The organism is Shewanella sp. SM101 (assembly GCF_025654465.1).
Taxonomy (GTDB): domain Bacteria; phylum Pseudomonadota; class Gammaproteobacteria; order Enterobacterales; family Shewanellaceae; genus Shewanella; species Shewanella oncorhynchi.
Map to the genome: position 1 here is coordinate 1 of NZ_JAKKRH010000008.1, position 17,507 is coordinate 17,507.

Here is a 17,507-nt window from a genome sequence, read left to right on the forward strand (position 1 = left end):
AATGGCGAGTACTGATGGCGCTCTACAAGCCAAGGGCGCACAAAGGCAAAGAGGCACCAAATATGAAGTGGGCCTATCAGTCTCTGGCGAAATTAGGCGGCTTTAATGATAGCAAGCGCACGGGAATGGCTAGCTGGACCACGATTTGGGAAGGATGGGATGATCTTCAGGCTCAAGTAAAGGGCTATCGATTAGCCAAAGCCCTTTTTGAAGCCGGAAAAACGCTATGAGATCTGATCAAGAGACAGCCTTTGAATACTCCATAACCACGCCATTTATAACCTTTGAAATTTTATTCAGATATTCTTCAATAGCACCATTCTTAAAATAAAGTGTTTGCAATCCATCATATCGAGGTGTTGTTAGCACCGTTAAATTCCTATTAATAATACTATCCATAACTCACTCTCCCATCATTATTTAAAGGGTGTAGTTAACCACTCAAAATTAACACACTAATTTTGATGAATACAAAACAACCAAGTAATACACCAGACAACCAAATTAAAAACATTAAGCAAGAAACATATAAAACACAGATATAATACTATTAAAACCCTAAATTAAAATTACCGAAAACCAACCAAACTCAAGCGATATTTTAAATTTAGATAATAAAGTTCACTGCAAAAATATTTATCACCACTCTGAATTAATATGCATACTATGAGAAAAAATAAATCTTGAGAAACAAACCATAAACGTTAAGCACTTATGTCGATTAAAAAGTAACACTCATAAATAGCGCGCCAGATTTTCAGCTAGTTGAGCATTGTCAGGTTCTTGATTGCAAAATAAGTCCATTACTCTAGTCTTACCTATAAAAACTTCAGCCATTGGGTTGCTTTGCTTTAAATAATCTAATGCAGATTGTAAGTCGGCTTTTTTACGAATACAGTTTGGACCATATTGTAAAATATAATTCTTTCTTATATATCTTATTCCCGAAGCGGTAAATGGCTGAAACCATGCGATCAGCTCCTGTGAATCCAGTACATATTTAGGCGGAGGGCAAAAGACTCGCATAAAATCTCTTGAGAAATAACTTAACAACTCAACGGCTAACCACAAAGATTGTGAAGATATTTCAAAATCGTCTGGATGTTCAAAACAATGGATCAAGGCGGCAACTCTGGCAATGTTCTCTGATAACTTGGATGCATGGTCTCTTGCACATGCATACATGCCCCCGGGAGCCATTTTAGTTTCGATGTCATTATAAATATTCCACCAGATTTTTTCAGCTGCCGAAGAAAAAACCACCTTTTTCCGATGCCAATAATCAACTAATCCCAAAGACTGCTCGAGTAGTTGTCTAATCCTGCAATTAAACTCTTCGATACCCTCACGGGAATGCCGATGACCATTAGCTTGGCGAAAACCACAGGTAGAAAGTGGCTCGCAGATCAACATCCGAGATAGAAATCCATTATCACGGACATTAACGTTAGACTTATTCAAAAAGTTCTGTAACGTATCTGGTTGCACCATGATATGCATCGATAGTCGAATATCGTTTAATTTAAATGATGGTGAGGTTTTTCGATTTACCGTCATATCATCACCACTCCACATCGGGTTAAAATTAGCAGCGTTGCTCATAACCCTACTTTTAAATATTAGATCTCCTTCACTGGAGCCGAAAAAAACATTAGGCAGATCATTTTTTAAACCATCAAGTAACGCTTCACTGGTGGTATCCTCATATATCACTCTAGGGGCTCGAGGTTTTGTAGGTTCTTGTTCAGATAATGCTACCAATTGCTGGGTCGTCTCTTCATTTTCAGCATTATCCAGCGTAATAGTCTTTTTTAATTTTGCTTTTTTTGCCTTATGTATATCCATCTGAATGTTGTACTCTTTTAAAATTTTCTGATAAACAGCCTCTTGTTCTTTTTCAATACTTTTAATCTCTCCCATGAACAAGTTATCAACGGTCGATTTACGTTCACCCGATTGTGCTATGGTCATTACCATGAGTGATACGGGAGCGATTTTCCGAGTAGGTATTTCAACATTGAACACCCCTTGCATGGCTGTTGCCATCGACGTTAACTGACAAGCCAAGATCATACCATCGGGTGCTTGCAGCAATGCTCTTACTTCTTCAAACGCTTTCTCCATCTTAGGAGCGACGGTTAGATTTGGAACATAACCGTAGGAGATTGGAAATAATTTCTGGTAATAATAACTATTCATAATCCACCTTTATTTAATAAGTTAATCACTCTTAAGGTCAGTAAAATCTTCTACCTTGTAGCCACTGTTCGACTTCTTGCATGTACCAGCCAACGGCACGAGCGCCAAGGCAAACTTTTCGAGGAAAAAGTGGATCAAACCTGGGGGATTTGGGATTGAGTTTATCGTAGATAGTTGAACGCGAAAGCCCTGTAAGCTGAACCAAGGTCTTCAGTCTAATAATGGAATTGCTTGTGAGAGTTGTGTTCATAATCGTCCTCAGAGTTGTGAATAAACGTCTACAACCCTGAGATTAGATGGTTATCAAGCATGAATAAACGGGGTAAAAACGGTCCCCCTAGCTCACCTAAAATGCATTATTAATTGTATTATATGCGTTTTTTTGGTGCCCTAAGAAATTCTCTCGGTCTTAAAATTAATTCAGCATATTTAGCATTATCACTCGAAAAGCCTTCTCCCTCTGATCCCTCTAAAAACTTTTGTATTTCAGATGTTATATTTTTATCGTAAGCCTGCTTATGATGCCAAAAATGCTCGAGGCAGTGAGTTAAGTATGGAAACTGGCAACCATCTGCAATCGATTTAGTTTTACCGCATCGACCATCAGGATTAGGGTTGAGAAAAAAAGCCGCCGCTTCTGCCTTTTTTTGAGCATAACCGAGTTGATTCATAATCAACTCTACCAATCCTTTAGCTTTAGGTAGCTTAGCTGTTTTCCCCCAATAATAACGGAAACCTAAGATAGATAATTCGTCAAGGTCTGATTGTTTACGTAACATGTCATCAATATAGTAAGGACTATCTATTGGTATATCGCTTATAGATGTTTTTTTATCTACATCTTCGACAATAAATTTAACAACATCCATTTCATACACATATACTGAATCAACAGATGCCTTTAAATCTTTAAACTCATTTTCAATGCAATTATTTTCCTTCCATTCATTTACTGATTTAGCTGAAAAAACAAATTCTACTTCAATAGAATTTCTAGCAAAAAACATATCAAACTCAGTCATCGAACCTTGTTTTTGGCGTAAATATTCTGTTTGACATCCCTTTCCATCAAGAATTTCAATATCACCATTTGAATCAAAAAACAAGATAGCGAGAGGATTTCTTACGCTGCATCGCCTTTGTTTTAAAAGCACATTTAAATCTTCTTTTTTCAACTGAACATATGAAGCATGTTTAATTAAGTGAGCATCAAATACTGGTTTAACGACATTAGGTTTACCCTTAAACCTAGTATGAGCATTTAAGCCACGGGTTGTGCGCAAATTTCTTCTGAATAAACTTTTATCACCTTTGTAGGTAACCCAGACATTTATGTTAGCGGGAACTTCAATTAAAACAGGTTTATTTTGTTCAAATAGATAAACCAAAACACTGGTAAAATCTGTGTTTAACTTTATTTTCGATAACTCTATAATTCGACCCATTGAAGCTACCACTCCACATTAACCTGCTATTTTTACTACTAATAGCAGAAATAGCACCAAAATCCCATTTCATTCTAAAATTTGAGACAAATCTTTTGCTTAGATAAAATAAGGATAAAATCACAGTAAAGCCACGAGGATGACCGGAGTGTTGGCCTAACCTAAATCCTCTCTAAACCACTTTCAGATCTCTTAAGCCAGTTACTGACAAAGAGCCCACTGCTGCAGTGGCAATATGATTGCTCCACCACTCCATTAACTTGGTACGTCGCTCTAGATAGGTAGTGCGATTATAGGCACTGCGGATTTGGTTTTTATCAACATGGGCTAACGCAGCCTCAATAACATCACCATCAAAGCCTTGTTCGTTTAAGGTAGTGCTCGCCAGCGAGCGTAAACCATGACCCGTTGTTCTTCCCTTTAATCCCATGCGCCCTAATGCTTTGTTGATGGTTTCTGGATCTGTGTGCTTTTTGGGATCTTTAGAAGACGGAAAAACGAATTGGCTGTGTTCACCAATCGGCTTAACAGTTTCCAGTATCGCGAGGGTATGCTCTGTAAGCGGGATAATATGCTCACGATTCATTTTCATGCGCGATTCAGGAATAGTCCAAAGTTTGGCATCAAAATCGATTTCTTCCCAACGGGCTCCGGCCGCTTCATTTGGCCTGGTCATTGTGTGCAATTGCCATTCAATCAAACACCGAGTCGTTAACAGTAAATTGGCGTTTGCGACGGTCTGCAGCAACTCAGCTAGCTCTGCTGGTTTTAATGCCTTCAGATGTTCCACTTTGCTTTTTCTAAAAACTTCTCGAATACCTGACAACGGATTGGCATGAATGTAACCAGAGTTAACCGAATAGTTCATGATTTCATTCAGCAACTGAGCGGTACGTTTAACCGTTTCAAGATGTCCTCTCTGCTCTAGGGGCTTTAGCGCGGCAATGGCTATGGGAGCCGTCAGTCTGCTAATCGCAATACTTCCCAGCTTAGGGAAGGCATACAGCTCAAGCTTGCGCCAATTACCTTGAATGGTTTTAGCTTTAATACTGCCCTGCTTTGAGTCCATCCACATTTGCGCAATATGCTTGAGAGTTTGAGCGTTCTCTGTTGCTGCTTTTAATTTGTTTTCAACTTTAAGTAATTGAGGGTCGATGCCTTCGGCCAAATGTTTTCGCGCTTCTAGTGCTTTATCTCGCGCCTCAGCTAAGGATACGTCAGGATATGAGCCTAAACCAAAATAGGTGGGTTTGCTGGTGGAGGGACGTATGTATCTAAATTCCCATGTTTTCCCTGCTGTGCGCACATAGAGATAGAGATTGCCACCATCTGACAATCTATAGGGCTTTGCTTCCGCTTTAGCATTGAGCACCGCTTTTGCAGTCAGCTTATTTGTACTTCTTCCCATACCGTTCTCCTCCCTCAAATTAAGCCCCAAAGTAATGCTTGATTTTGGCATTATTTCGCACTCTAAAATCAAGCATTACTTATCACTGAATAAATTCAGATAAATCAGGATATTGCCAAGTTAAATCTGGGCTATAAAATCGAGAAAATCAAGTAAAAAAACGGCATAAAAAATGGGTATTTTTTGAAGTAAAAAGTAATGCCAAAATTTGCCAAATTTCCTTGGCATTACTTTTGGCATTACTAAAGATTTCGGATGCTGTAGGATGGCATTAAACAATATAGGATTGTAAGTTATTGATTTTTATAAAAAGCAGATAAGAAAAAAGACGTCCTAGGACGTCTTTAAACTTGAATTTGGCGGTGAGAGAGGGAGTCGAACCCTCGATACGTTACCGTATACACACTTTCCAGGCGTGCTCCTTCGGCCACTCGGACACCTCACCATATGTCGATTTATGTTAGCGTGGTTAATCTTTCACGTTCAAGAATCATTAACGATTTTATATAGCCCTGCCGAGAGGCTTTCATCGTTAACGGAGCGGTACTGTACGCAAAAGCCTAAAGGGGGTCAAGTAAAAAAGACTCAGTTTCAGGCGGTTGCACAATTGCTAAACAAACCGACGTGATTTCTTGAATCTTTTCACCGTTTTATACCGTTAATTGACGGTAAATTTGTGCACTTCTTTTGACATTGAATTCGCGTCAAACGTCAGGGCTTTGGTCAGCTCCCTAAGCTCATCGGAGATCCTTTGAGTATTAAGGTAAATCTCACTGATCTTCAGTGCATTACGATTTACGTCTTCGGATACCGCCGATTGCTCATGAGTTGCTGTAGCAATTTGCTCGTTCATGCGGTCAATAATGTCTACTTGCTCCACAATACGTTTCAATTCGATACCTGCCTGTTCAGCTTCATGGACACTGCTATTAGCCTGAGCTAATCCTCTGTCCATGGCTTTTACTGCAATGCTCGCTCCCGCCTTCAATCTATCTGTCATATTTTTAATGTCAGAGGTCGAGGTTTGTGAGCGCTGCGCTAAACTTCGGACTTCGTCTGCAACTACAGCAAAACCGCGGCCCATTTCCCCTGCGCGGGCAGCTTCAATGGCGGCATTAAGCGCGAGTAAATTAGTTTGCTCAGCAATACTGCTGATCACTTCAAGCACTACCACTATGCCGTGAATTTCACGGTCTAAATCGTTAATGGCTTTAGAAGCTCCACTAATATCGTCGGCTAACGCTTTGATCGCTTTGCTGGTTCGGCCGACTTCGAGGTTGCCTTCTTTAGCCTCTATATTGGCAGCGGAAGACGCTTCGGATGCCTGCACTGCATTGCTGGCAATCTCGGCCACTGTTGCGCTCATTTCTGTCATAGCGGAGGCCACTTGTTCTGCCTCACTGTGGCCCGCCACCACATCTTGCTCCATGGCATGGGTACAGAGATCCATTTGCGCCACAGCTTGTTGCAATCTAGCGCCACTGGAACGTACATGTAGGATCACTTTTTCAAAATCACTCATCATGTCGTTAAAGGCGATGGCGAGTTCACCGAATTCATCGGAGCTAGAGTGAGTCAGACGCACACTTAAGTCGTAATGTTTACGGGCTTGCGTGATGGTCGAATATAAGTGATGCACACTGTCATGCAAATAACGGATAACAGATAGACTCAATATCAATACTATCGCCAATACTGAGATTAAGGTCGCGAGCACTAAGAACATTTTCTCATTCGCTAAGGTTAATCTTTCATGGGTGGTATTAAGTAAATCTGCCGAGACTTGCTGTTCAAACTCACGTAATAGCTCAATCCGCGCCGTCGATTTACTGAACCACTCTTCGGGACTTTGTTGCAGGATTTTTTGATTATCTTGCTCGAATGCGATTTGACGTAACAGCTCAACGTCATGCATTGCAGCTGAACTCTGTAAACGGTTAAACGAGGATAATAAATCAGAATTTGCTAGCGCTAAAAAACGCTCTTGATATGTATTTTGCTCCGAAACCAAAGTGATAAATTTGGCATAAACCTTAGGCTTAAATCCAGCTTGGCCAAAGGTTGAGCTGAGTACCGCCCTTTCAATCCCCGCCCTTTCCTTTAATTGCAAAAAAGCACTAAAAGCCGTCGCTTTAATGGCGATTTCTTGATTCGCACCCGTTTTTGCGGTTTCATCGACTATTGTCAGTAATAACTTATTTAACTCAGTGTAATAGGCAACTTCATCGGCGACACTGATACTTAAACTATCCACCTGCGAGCGGATTGCATTTAAACGCCCGAGTTGAGCGTTTAGCTCTCTAAGTTTTGGGGCAAATATCTCCGGCAGATGATTCTCAGTGATAAAACGCTGATAGAGGCCGAGCTGCGTATCCGTTAATTGTCTTTGATCAGGTATTTTACCCGCAAACGCTTTTCCTGCTGAGCCAATAAATCCAGCACTCATGCCGCGCTCTTTTTGTAACTCATGCACTAAATTACTGTTGGTGACGGCTAGCTCGCTTAATTGCACCACTAAGGTTAAATCTTTTCTATATTCATATTTTTCAATGAGGTAAAGCGTGCCACATAAAAAACAGGCTAACAGTGGAGGCAAGACAACCATTAATAATTTTTGTTTTAGACTGAGATTACCAATCCATTGCCATTTCATAGAAATATCCTTTTAAACTGAGTTTTAGATCCAAACACCGAACACTAGGTATAGCATAATATCAACCGTAGGACGACTAAGGTTTATGGAAATTGCGCAAGCTAATAGCCTGATAAACGAGGATTTCCCCCATATTCCATCAATTGTTTAGATTTTGCTAATCGCAGAGCAAACTTGAGAAACGTCAAACAAGGATCAGATAGAAATAAAAAACGCATTGAAAATTCCAATGCGTTTTTCTAGAGAAAGGAACACTTAATACTGTGACTGAAGATGACTCTAACTGAAAAGCTGTGGGAATAATCCCTTCACACCAGCCGCAATGACTTCGATACCAATAGATAACATCAAGAGTCCCATAAGACGGGTAATCACGTTAATACCCGTTTTGCCGAGGATCTTATAAATGATAGATGCCATTCTAAACAGGCCAAAACTCACTAAACCAAACACTATCACAGTAATGAACATCGCAATAATGTTCGACAATGAATTATGCTCAGCGGCAAAGACAATCACCGAACTGATAGCGCCAGGTCCCGCCATCAGTGGCAAAGCCAAAGGCACAACCGCCACAGATTCCATCGCCGAGGATTCGCGGTCTTCCTCTTGGTTACGCTTCACTTCACCTAACTTACCTTGCAACATTGACATCGCAATAATGGCAATCAGGCTGCCACCAGCAATTCTAAAGGCAGATAACGAAATGCTGAACATATTCAGAATGTGCTGCCCCGCCACAATCGTGACTAAGAGAATCACCACAACCGCAAAGTTCGCTACTTTACCCGTGTGATTCCGCTCAGCCTCCGTTTGATGGCTGGTTAAGCTCACAAACACAGGCAACAAGCCAACCGGATTAATGATGGCAACGAGGCCAAGAAAAAATTTAACGTAAAGAGTTAACTCCAAGGGACTATCCTTATGTGCGTGTCACGCCGTCTTCATCAAAATAAGCTTGAGGGCAAGTATAGTATCTCAAGCGCTATTGACTGAAAAATGAGATTTTTGAGGTTAAATCACAACTTCGAATAATATTTAGTTATCGAAGCCGATGCATTTTCAGCGCAATTTTAAACAAACAAGTCACCCTAAGTGTAGTTTTATTACATAAAAGCACGATATTGTCGTTGATATCACACTTTCAACGCGGCTTTAGGTGTAATTTTCTACCATAAAGAGGATTTAGTGAATGCCTTGATTCACTAAATCTTTTTAGGAGTATTAATCATGACAGTGACCAATGCACAAGAACTGGATCTCATGGTCGAGCGAGTGGCCAAAGCACAAGCCGAGTATGCAACATTCAGCCAAGCGCAAGTCGATAAAATTTTCCGTGCAGCGGCCCTTGCCGCTGCCGATGCGCGTATCTCGCTGGCCAAAATGGCCGCTGCAGAAACCCGCATGGGTGTAGTTGAAGACAAAGTAATTAAAAACCACTTTGCCTCCGAATACATTTATAACAAATATAAAGATGAAAAAACCTGCGGAATTTTATCTGAAGATGTCACCTTCGGTACTATTACCATTGCTGAACCCGTAGGCATTATCTGTGGCATAGTCCCCACCACGAACCCCACATCGACCGCGATATTTAAAGCCTTAATCAGCCTTAAAACCCGTAACGCAATCATCTTCTCGCCCCATCCTAGGGCCAAAATATCGACCACAACTGCAGCAAAATTAGTGCTTGATGCTGCCATAGCCGCGGGCGCGCCCAAAGACATTATTGGTTGGATTGATGAACCCAGCGTTGCACTATCGAATCAATTAATGACTCACCCTAAGGTGAATTTAATCCTCGCAACGGGTGGCCCTGGCATGGTGAAAGCCGCCTACTCTTCCGGTAAACCTGCTATTGGCGTAGGTGCGGGTAACACGCCTATTGTTATCGATGAAACCGCCGACATCAAACGCGCAGTCAGTTCGATTCTCATGTCAAAAACCTTCGATAACGGTGTGGTTTGTGCGTCAGAGCAAGCGGTAATTGTGGTCGACAGTATTTATGAGCAGGTTAAAGAGCGTTTCGCAACCCACGGTGGCTATATGCTGTCGAAGGATGAAGCCGCGGCGATGCAGCAGGTCATTTTAAAAAATGGTGGCTTAAATGCCGATATCGTTGGCCAAAGCGCCGCCAGTATCGCGCAAATGGCGGGCTTTGAAGTGCCGCACTGGACCAAAGTGTTGATCGGTGAAGTCACCGATATTTGCGACAGCGAAGCCTTCGCCCATGAAAAATTATCACCACTGCTTGGTATGTACCGCGCCATCGACTTTAACGATGCCATGGATAAAGCTGAAGCTTTAGTCGCACTCGGCGGCATTGGCCACACATCAGGGCTTTATACCGACCAAGATACCCAAACCGAACGTGTACATGCCTTTGGTTTTAGAATGAAAACGGCGCGTATCTTGATCAACACCCCAGCTTCACAGGGCGGTATTGGCGATCTGTACAACTTCAAACTGGCACCTTCGCTCACTTTAGGCTGTGGTTCTTGGGGCGGCAACTCGATTTCAGAAAACGTTGGCCCGAGTCATCTAATCAATAAAAAAACCGTCGCTAAGAGGGCCGAAAACATGTTGTGGCATAAGCTTCCTGCATCTATCTATTTCCGCCGCGGTAGTTTGCCCATCGCGCTCGAAGAACTGAGCGATAAAAAACGCGCCTTAATCATCACAGACAGATTTTTGTTCAATCACGGTTATTGCGATGAAACCATGCGGATTTTAAAAGCCCAAGGCCTTGAAACCGAAATTTTTTACGATGTTGAAGCCGACCCCACCTTAGCCATAGTCCGTCAAGGCGCTAAGGTCGCTCAAAGCTTTAAACCCGATGTGATAATTGCGCTCGGCGGCGGCTCACCAATGGATGCGGCTAAGATTATTTGGGTGATGTACGAGCATCCAGATGTGGATTTTGCCGATTTGGCGCTGCGTTTTATGGACATTCGTAAACGTATCTACAAATTCCCTAAAATGGGCACCAAAGCCATGATGGTAGCAATTCCTACCACCTCAGGTACTGGCTCAGAAGTCACTCCTTTTGCGGTAGTGACAGACGAAATTACAGGTAAAAAATACCCGATTGCCGACTATCAACTCACGCCCAATATGGCGATTGTTGATCCAAATCTTGTGATGGACATGCCTAAATCCCTCACCGCCTTTGGTGGCATAGATGCGGTGACCCATGCATTGGAAGCCTATGTTAGCGTGATGGCTAATGAGTACAGTGATGGCCAAGCGCTGCAAGCCCTCGATTTACTGTGCAAATATTTACCCGATGCCTACAACTTGGGCTCACAATCACCTGTCGCCCGTGAAAAGGTCCACAATGGCGCCACTATTGCGGGTATCGCCTTTGCTAACGCTTTCCTTGGGATTTGCCACTCAATGGCACACAAACTGGGCGCCGAGTTCCATCTCGCCCATGGCCTAGCCAATGCGCTGCTGATCAACAACGTAATACGCTTTAACGCAACGGATCTGCCCACTAAGCAAGCGGCCTTTAGCCAATACGACAGGCCAAAAGCCCTGTGCCGTTATGCTGCCATCGCAGATCACTTGAAACTAGGCGGAAAGACGGATGAAGAAAAAGTCGAAAAATTGCTTGAGAAAATCACACACCTCAAGAAGACGATTGGCATTCCTGCTTCTATCCAAGAAGCCGGTGTCAACGAAGCCGACTTCCTCGCCAAGTTAGATGAATTAGCCGAAGATGCGTTCGATGATCAATGTACCGGTGCCAACCCACGTTACCCATTGATTAACGAGCTGAAACAACTGTTCCTCGATAGCTATTATGGCCGTGACTATAGCGACAACAACTAGGTTATCGCCTGCCAATGCTAGGCTCGTGCTTAATAAAAGCCGCGCGACATAAATGAAGAAGCCCTCGAATGAGGGCTTTTTATTGCGTGATGTTCCGTGGATGACCTAATTAAGGAGTCGATGCGTTAATCGATCGCACGCAAAATGACTTCACTAGCAGCTAACTCAACTGGGCATCACTCACTTACGATCACTAAGCTGAACATCACAACAAACTGTGACTAACGCTGTGCCAGTACATAATCAATGGCGCTGGTGATGGCTGCAACCTGCGCCAGATTACATTCGGCAGGCGTGGCCGTTGGGCTATCTGGGTACACTTCTGTCGTTGTGTTATAGATACAGCCAGTGACACTGCTGCAAAGCCCTAATGACTTAAGCGGATAGTTAATCACCCCGTGCTGCACCACAGTCGAGCCAATGATCTCGCCTTTCTCATCGGCAGGAGCAATGTGCGTCACTTTGCTCACGCCATCAATAATGGCTTTTTGGAAAGCATCCATTGAATGTTCGGTATCACCCACAGCATAAAAACCATCTGGGATAGTTCCTTTGACGTACTCTTTACCATCACGGGCGCAAAGCGCTGGACGAAATTCTAATTCATCTGAATCAGTGGTTTCATGTAAATCCACATGCACATCAAAATCTTGCTCTACGGATGCGACTAAGGCCATCAAGGCCGCCGATTCTTCCGCTGGACTATTGGCATAAAATGAGCGATTAGGATCGATAGCCTTAGGGTTCCAACGGTTGATGGTTTCGTAACCCCAAGGACTCACGCACACGGCGATGACAAGATTGACGCGATCAACATAATGAGCCGCCTTATCCGCTAAAAATGCCAAGGCACCATGAACACCGCTGGTTTCGTAACCGTGCACGCCACCAGTCACGAGCACGGTTGGCTTTTGTGGATCAAACTGCTGGCTTTTTACCGCAAATAATGGGTAACGATCGGCATTAATCGATAAGGCGCCATATTGCACAATGCCAAACCCAAGCGTAGATAGCTTTGCTTCCATCGCCTTGAGTGGCGTCACGACATCGTCCTGATACGAACGCTTGATTTTGGCGCTTGCAAGCCATGCAGCTTTTTCAGCCTCGCCCCATTTTTCGCCTACGGTGCCGATGGGATAAAATGTTAAATTTGCCATAATTCCTCTATTTTTAGTTCTATTCGGTAAAGTTCTTTTTATTCAAGTTCTTTGCACTCTAGTGCTTTCGTTCAAGCTCTTTTCGCTCAAGCTTTTTCGTTGAATTACTATTCAGTCGAATGATAGTGCTCGTGTTCGGATGATAAATGAATACAGTCAACCTAAAGCAATAGCTGCATGGGAATATCACGGATCCCGCCGCGTTCTCGCTCGGGTCCAAGAGGCACAAAGCCAAAGCCTAAGTACACAGCCTGCGCATTCAGCGCCGAGTTCACGGTAAACACCCCCGGATTGCCTTGGGCTAAACATTGAGCTTTGGCATGTTCCCACAGCATTCTCGCCACGCCTTGCCCCTGTGCATGGGAGGCGACAAAAAGATGGTACAAGTGGCTATTCGCCTTCATCCCCACTACGCCTGCGAGTTGGCCTGAGTCCGTTATGGCGACATGGTACTGATAACCCATAGCAAAGTAGCTACCAATCGCCTCTATCGACATGGCATTGACTAAGATTGCAGTGCCCTCAGCAGTGCAAGTTGGGGCGATAAATTCTTGGGTTAATTGAGTGAGTAATACGCTTATTTCAGGGATATCAGTTAAGGTTGCGGCTCGAATTTTCATCTTAACTCCTTGATTAAAAACATTTCATGACACAATAAAAAGCCAGAACAAAGTCTGGCTTTTTAAGATACTGAATCAAAAGGCACTTAATCAAAATACATTTGGTCAGAAAACGCTTAGTTTAAATACAGACTAAAAATACTGTGATTGTCAGTTGAGCATTAAATGACTCGCCGATGATAATCCTATCAGGGCGAGCCTTGCTTCTATGGGCTTTCGTCGCTGCAAAGCCCATAAACGCACTGGTCGTTATTGCTTAGTCCAGCGATCCATCCAACCGAAGACATTAGCATACCATTGCTCTAAGTTTTCAGGTTTTAAGATCCAATGGTTTTCATCAGGGAAAATCAATAACTCAGATGGGATCCCTTTGCGCTGCATAAAACTGAATGCCGCTAAACCTTGACCATAAGGGACGCGGAAGTCCTTCTCACCGTGGATAACCAGCATGGGTGTTTTCCAGTTTTCAACATAATTCACTGGGTTAAACTTCTCATATAACGCTTTGTTATCTGAATAAGTGCCACCAAACTCATGCTCTGCGAACCACACTTCTTCGGTCACGTAATACATAGAACGCATATCGAACAGACCCGCGTGGTTAACTAAGCACTTGAAACCGTCGTTCCAGTTACCTTGGATCCAGTTCATCATGTAGCCGCCGTAAGAACCTCCGAGCGCACAGGTGTTTTGCGGATCGAGCCATTTTTGTTGCTGGCTCACCGCTGCTAGGCCTTTTTGCAGATCTTCTAATGGCTTACCACCCCAATCTTGGCTGATTGAATCAGTAAAGGCTTGGCCGTAACCGGTAGAGCCGTGGAAATCCACCATGACGACGCCATAACCCGCACCCGCCCATAATTGGGCATTCCAACGACCACTGAAGGCATTACCAAATGAACCTTGCGGCCCACCGTGAACGAGATAGGCAATTGGGTATTTTTTCCCTTCTTGGAAATTCGCCGGTTTGATCCAGTAACCGTAAACGTCTTCGTTATTCCAACCTTTAAAGCTGAACTGTTCAAACTTACCAAACTTGATCTCGGCCAATTTGTCTTTATTCACTTCGGTTAGACGTTTAAGCCCTTCACCTTCAGTCGTAATGCTATAGAGATCGCCCGGTTCAACTAAGGTTTTGCTATCGAAAATCAGTTGTTCGTTAGTGACCGCAATTAAACTGTTCGTACCATCACTGTAGACAGAACGCACATCGCCAAATTGGGTATTCACTTGGAAAATAGAGACTTGACCTAAGTCTTGTGCCGTCACATACAAGGTACGATTGTCAGGAGCAAACATCAGTGAGCTTGGGCTGCGATCCCATAATGGCGCCACTTCTTTGGTTTGGCCTGTGCTAGTATCGCGCAGCATAATGCCGTAGCGATCTGCTTCAAAACCCGGTTTTTTCATCGCTAAATAGGCCATGTAACGACCATCGCTCGAAAATGTTGGTTGCGCATCCCATGCAAGATTGTCTTTAGTTAAGTTAGTTGCGGTGCCGCCAGTGACGGGCACTTGCCACAAATCATAGTTAGTGGTCCAAGCTTGATCTTTGCTGGGGGCTTTCGCGCTATAAACCACAAACTTACCGTCTGGGGTGAAGGTCACTTCTTCCATACCCGAGAAAGGTTTTGGCGGCGTTTCAGTATCTAAACCTTGAGTCACATCCACTACTTTAGTGAGTTTCTCACCGTTTACCGCACCAACAAATAAATGGTTACGGGCGTGGTCTTCCCACGTATCCCAATGGCGAACCATTAACTGCTTGTATTCACGGCCAGTCGATTTACGCTCAGCTTCGGCGGTAAATTTATCCTTTGAGCAAGCTAAGTCCTTACACTCGGGGAATACCCGCATGCTGAGTACAACTTGTTTACCGTCGTTTGATAATTTATAGCCATCAATATCCAAAGGTAAATCAGAAACTTGTACCGCTTCACCGCCCGTTAATGGCAGTTGAAATAACTGGCTTGAACCACTGCGACTAGCAAGGAAATAAATCGACTTGTCGTCATTGGCGAAGCTCACATCGTGCTCTGTGCCCGTGGCAGAGGTCAATTGCAGTGGTTTCGCCTTCGTGTCTATCAAATCTAATAGATACAGATCCGAGCTGGCCTCTCCTTTATCGTTTACCGTTTTAAGACCATAAACTAATTTAGTGCCATCGTGGGACACAGTCGCAGAGTGCATCTTATTGAGTTTAATGAGTTGTTGCACAGTAAAAGGCGTTGGATCGGCCGCTTGGGCTGATAACGCCAGTCCTGCAGCGCCGAGCGCCAATAGGAGAGGAGCTATTTTCATTGTTATGTCCGTTTTTGGTTAAACTGGTTCGATAGTTGCGCCAATCATTGCAAGGGTTCTACTGAAATTGCAATAGTTCTACTGAGTTGCAACCGCACGAATGTTAAAAAACGATCTGAGATCGTATCTTTCGAAGATAAGCTTGCCACACTATCGAAACAAAAACGCTCAGGCAAGCCAAATGGCGAACCTGAGCGTATTTTTTTGTGACAAAATGTCAGTGGCGCAACGTTTTACCTCAAGAACAGATATCAGAACTCAAACTTAAGCTGTTTTGCTTAAAAAGCCATCAAGTTCAATCCGCTGCATCCCAACCTTTACGCTTTCGCGTTAGCAATATTCACTTTCCAAATTGCTGGGCCAGTTTCATGGGCGTTCACACCATGTGAATCCACAGCCACAGTCACTGGCATATCTTGCACATCAAACTCGTAAATCGCTTCCATGCCCAAATCAGCAAAGGCCACGACGCGAGAATGTTTAATCGCTTTAGACACTAAATACGCAGCGCCGCCAACGGCCATCAGATATACCGCTTTGTGTTTTTTGATCGATTCAACTGTCGCAGGGCCGCGCTCAGCTTTACCTATCATGCCCATCAAGCCAGTTTTCTCTAACATTAAGTCAGTGAATTTATCCATACGAGTTGCTGTGGTTGGGCCCGCAGGGCCGACAACTTCAGTACCCACTGGATCAACTGGGCCAACGTAGTAAATAAACTTACCGGTAAAGTCCACGCCTTCTGGCAGACCTTCACCGCTTTCAATCAGGCTTTGAATGCGCTTATGGGCAGCATCGCGACCTGTGAGCATTTTACCGCTCAGCAGAATGGTTTCACCGCTCTGCCACTGCTCGATATCCGCTTGAGTGACAGTATCTAAGTTAACGCGGCGCACATCATCACCCACTTCACGGGTAATTTCTGGCCAATCGGCCAATGATGGCGGCGTTAATTCCGCAGGACCTGAACCGTCTAAATGGAAATGTACGTGGCGTGTGGCCGCGCAGTTCGGGATCATCACCACAGGCTTTGACGCCGCGTGGGTAGGCGCCGATTTGATTTTAACGTCTAATACTGTGGTTAAACCGCCAAGACCTTGTGCACCTATACCTAAGTTGTTCGCGCGCTCAAAAATGTCTAAACGCAGCTTTTCTTCGGTCGTTTGCGCGCCACGGGCCATCAACTCATGGATATCTACACTTTCCATCAGTGCTTCTTTGGCTAATACGGCCGCTTTTTCCGCCGTGCCGCCGATGCCTATACCCAGCATACCCGGTGGACACCAGCCCGCCCCCATAGTCGGTAGCGTTTTTTCTACCCATGCAGCGATATCGTCAGATGGGTTTAACATCACCATCTTAGCTTTGTTTTCACTGCCGCCGCCTTTGGCTGCAATCGCCACTTCGATGTGGTTGCCAGGCACCATGTCGATATGCACCACAGATGGGGTGTTATCTTTGGTATTTTTACGGCTGCCCGCAGGATCTGACACTATTGATGCGCGCAGTGGGTTATCAGGATTGGTATAGGCACGACGAACACCTTCGTCGACCATTTCCTGAATCGTCATATCGGTTTTGTCCCATTGGACACCCATACCCACTTTCACGAAAGTGGTCACAATCCCAGTGTCTTGACACAGAGGACGCTTACCTTCGGCCGACATACGCGAGTTAATTAAGATCTGGGCAATCGCATCCTTCGCCGCCGCACTTTGTTCACGCTCATAAGCTTGGCTCATGGCATCAACAAAATCCTTCGGGTGGTAATAAGAAATGTATTGCAAAGCATCCGCCACACTTTCAATAAAGTCGGCTTGTTTAATCACAGAAGTTTCAGACATTTTATGGTGAGATGACATAGTAGGAGCGCTCCAGCAGCCTTTGCGG

12 protein-coding genes, 1 tRNA gene and 1 pseudogene are annotated in these 17,507 nt (G+C 44.0%); 2 read left to right on the top strand and 12 right to left on the bottom strand.

All coding sequences use genetic code 11. The annotated features are described in order from the left end of the window. Nucleotides 1-230 (top strand): annotated as a pseudogene (locus L5M38_RS06045) (IS4 family transposase); the annotation flags it as partial. Between the two features lie 7 nt (nucleotides 231-237). On the opposite strand, the gene L5M38_RS06050 reads toward L5M38_RS06045, so the two are convergent. The 8 genes from L5M38_RS06050 to L5M38_RS06085 all read right to left on the bottom strand — a co-directional run bounded on the left by L5M38_RS06050 (nucleotide 238) and on the right by L5M38_RS06085 (nucleotide 8,617). Beyond that, the gene (locus tag L5M38_RS06050) at nucleotides 238-399 is read right to left on the bottom strand and encodes a hypothetical protein (protein WP_263178574.1); all 162 of its coding nucleotides are present in this window, start codon (nucleotides 397-399) and stop codon (nucleotides 238-240) included. 336 nt (nucleotides 400-735) lie between these two features. Further along, nucleotides 736-2,199, bottom strand: coding sequence for a YfjI family protein (locus L5M38_RS06055; protein WP_126492073.1), 1,464 nt, complete (start codon nucleotides 2,197-2,199; stop codon nucleotides 736-738). Nucleotides 2,200-2,236: 37 nt separating this feature from the next. Further along, on the bottom strand, nucleotides 2,237-2,449 hold the full coding sequence (locus L5M38_RS06060; RefSeq protein ID WP_126492074.1) for a helix-turn-helix transcriptional regulator: 213 nt from the start codon (nucleotides 2,447-2,449) through the stop codon (nucleotides 2,237-2,239). A gap of 118 nt (nucleotides 2,450-2,567) precedes the next feature. Continuing rightward, nucleotides 2,568-3,644 carry a cytoplasmic protein gene (locus L5M38_RS06065; protein ID WP_263178575.1) on the bottom strand — a complete coding sequence of 359 codons (1,077 nt, stop codon included), beginning with the start codon at nucleotides 3,642-3,644 and terminating at the stop codon, nucleotides 2,568-2,570. Nucleotides 3,645-3,816: 172 nt separating this feature from the next. Beyond that, nucleotides 3,817-5,052 (bottom strand): tyrosine-type recombinase/integrase, encoded by a 1,236-nt coding sequence (locus L5M38_RS06070; RefSeq protein ID WP_263178577.1) that lies wholly within the window; start codon nucleotides 5,050-5,052, stop codon nucleotides 3,817-3,819. A 357-nt stretch (nucleotides 5,053-5,409) separates the two neighbouring features. Beyond that, nucleotides 5,410-5,497 (bottom strand) — tRNA-Ser (locus tag L5M38_RS06075). 213 nt (nucleotides 5,498-5,710) lie between these two features. Next, nucleotides 5,711-7,705 (bottom strand): methyl-accepting chemotaxis protein, encoded by a 1,995-nt coding sequence (locus L5M38_RS06080; protein ID WP_263178578.1) that lies wholly within the window; start codon nucleotides 7,703-7,705, stop codon nucleotides 5,711-5,713. Nucleotides 7,706-7,984: 279 nt separating this feature from the next. Continuing rightward, entirely contained in the window at nucleotides 7,985-8,617 is a 633-nt protein-coding gene (locus L5M38_RS06085) for a YchE family NAAT transporter (protein ID WP_006081420.1), read from the bottom strand. Between the two features lie 318 nt (nucleotides 8,618-8,935). Here L5M38_RS06085 and adhE point away from each other — a divergent pair, with 318 nt between their 5' ends. Continuing rightward, a complete protein-coding gene (gene adhE / locus L5M38_RS06090) occupies nucleotides 8,936-11,539 on the top strand; it encodes a bifunctional acetaldehyde-CoA/alcohol dehydrogenase (protein ID WP_263166391.1) in 2,604 nt (867 codons plus the stop codon). Nucleotides 11,540-11,760: 221 nt separating this feature from the next. Here the strand turns inward: adhE and L5M38_RS06095 are convergent, their stop codons facing one another. The 4 genes from L5M38_RS06095 to L5M38_RS06110 form a co-directional block, all read right to left on the bottom strand. Next, a complete protein-coding gene (locus L5M38_RS06095; protein WP_263166392.1) occupies nucleotides 11,761-12,696 on the bottom strand; it encodes a M14 family metallocarboxypeptidase in 936 nt (311 codons plus the stop codon). A 161-nt stretch (nucleotides 12,697-12,857) separates the two neighbouring features. Next, nucleotides 12,858-13,316 carry a GNAT family N-acetyltransferase gene (locus L5M38_RS06100; RefSeq protein WP_263166393.1) on the bottom strand — a complete coding sequence of 153 codons (459 nt, stop codon included), beginning with the start codon at nucleotides 13,314-13,316 and terminating at the stop codon, nucleotides 12,858-12,860. A 249-nt stretch (nucleotides 13,317-13,565) separates the two neighbouring features. Next, on the bottom strand, nucleotides 13,566-15,617 hold the full coding sequence (locus L5M38_RS06105; RefSeq protein ID WP_113939551.1) for an alpha/beta hydrolase family protein: 2,052 nt from the start codon (nucleotides 15,615-15,617) through the stop codon (nucleotides 13,566-13,568). Between the two features lie 317 nt (nucleotides 15,618-15,934). After that, nucleotides 15,935-17,479, bottom strand: a complete 1,545-nt coding sequence (locus L5M38_RS06110) for a fumarate hydratase (RefSeq protein ID WP_113939706.1) — start codon at nucleotides 17,477-17,479, stop codon at nucleotides 15,935-15,937. Between the last annotated feature and the right edge of the window lie 28 nt (nucleotides 17,480-17,507).

Bases quoted from the DNA above. Each gene is read 5' to 3' on its own strand.
- adhE (WP_263166391.1), top strand. From the start codon at position 8,936: ATGACAGTGACCAATGCACAAGAACTGGATCTCATGGTCGAGCGAGTG.
- L5M38_RS06105 (WP_113939551.1), bottom strand. From the start codon at position 15,617: ATGAAAATAGCTCCTCTCCTATTGGCGCTCGGCGCTGCAGGACTGGCG.
- L5M38_RS06070 (WP_263178577.1), bottom strand. From the start codon at position 5,052: ATGGGAAGAAGTACAAATAAGCTGACTGCAAAAGCGGTGCTCAATGCT.
- L5M38_RS06050 (WP_263178574.1), bottom strand. From the start codon at position 399: ATGGATAGTATTATTAATAGGAATTTAACGGTGCTAACAACACCTCGA.
- L5M38_RS06095 (WP_263166392.1), bottom strand. From the start codon at position 12,696: ATGGCAAATTTAACATTTTATCCCATCGGCACCGTAGGCGAAAAATGG.
- L5M38_RS06110 (WP_113939706.1), bottom strand. From the start codon at position 17,479: ATGTCATCTCACCATAAAATGTCTGAAACTTCTGTGATTAAACAAGCC.
- L5M38_RS06060 (WP_126492074.1), bottom strand. From the start codon at position 2,449: ATGAACACAACTCTCACAAGCAATTCCATTATTAGACTGAAGACCTTG.
- L5M38_RS06065 (WP_263178575.1), bottom strand. From the start codon at position 3,644: ATGGGTCGAATTATAGAGTTATCGAAAATAAAGTTAAACACAGATTTT.
- L5M38_RS06055 (WP_126492073.1), bottom strand. From the start codon at position 2,199: ATGAATAGTTATTATTACCAGAAATTATTTCCAATCTCCTACGGTTAT.
- L5M38_RS06080 (WP_263178578.1), bottom strand. From the start codon at position 7,705: ATGAAATGGCAATGGATTGGTAATCTCAGTCTAAAACAAAAATTATTA.
- L5M38_RS06100 (WP_263166393.1), bottom strand. From the start codon at position 13,316: ATGAAAATTCGAGCCGCAACCTTAACTGATATCCCTGAAATAAGCGTA.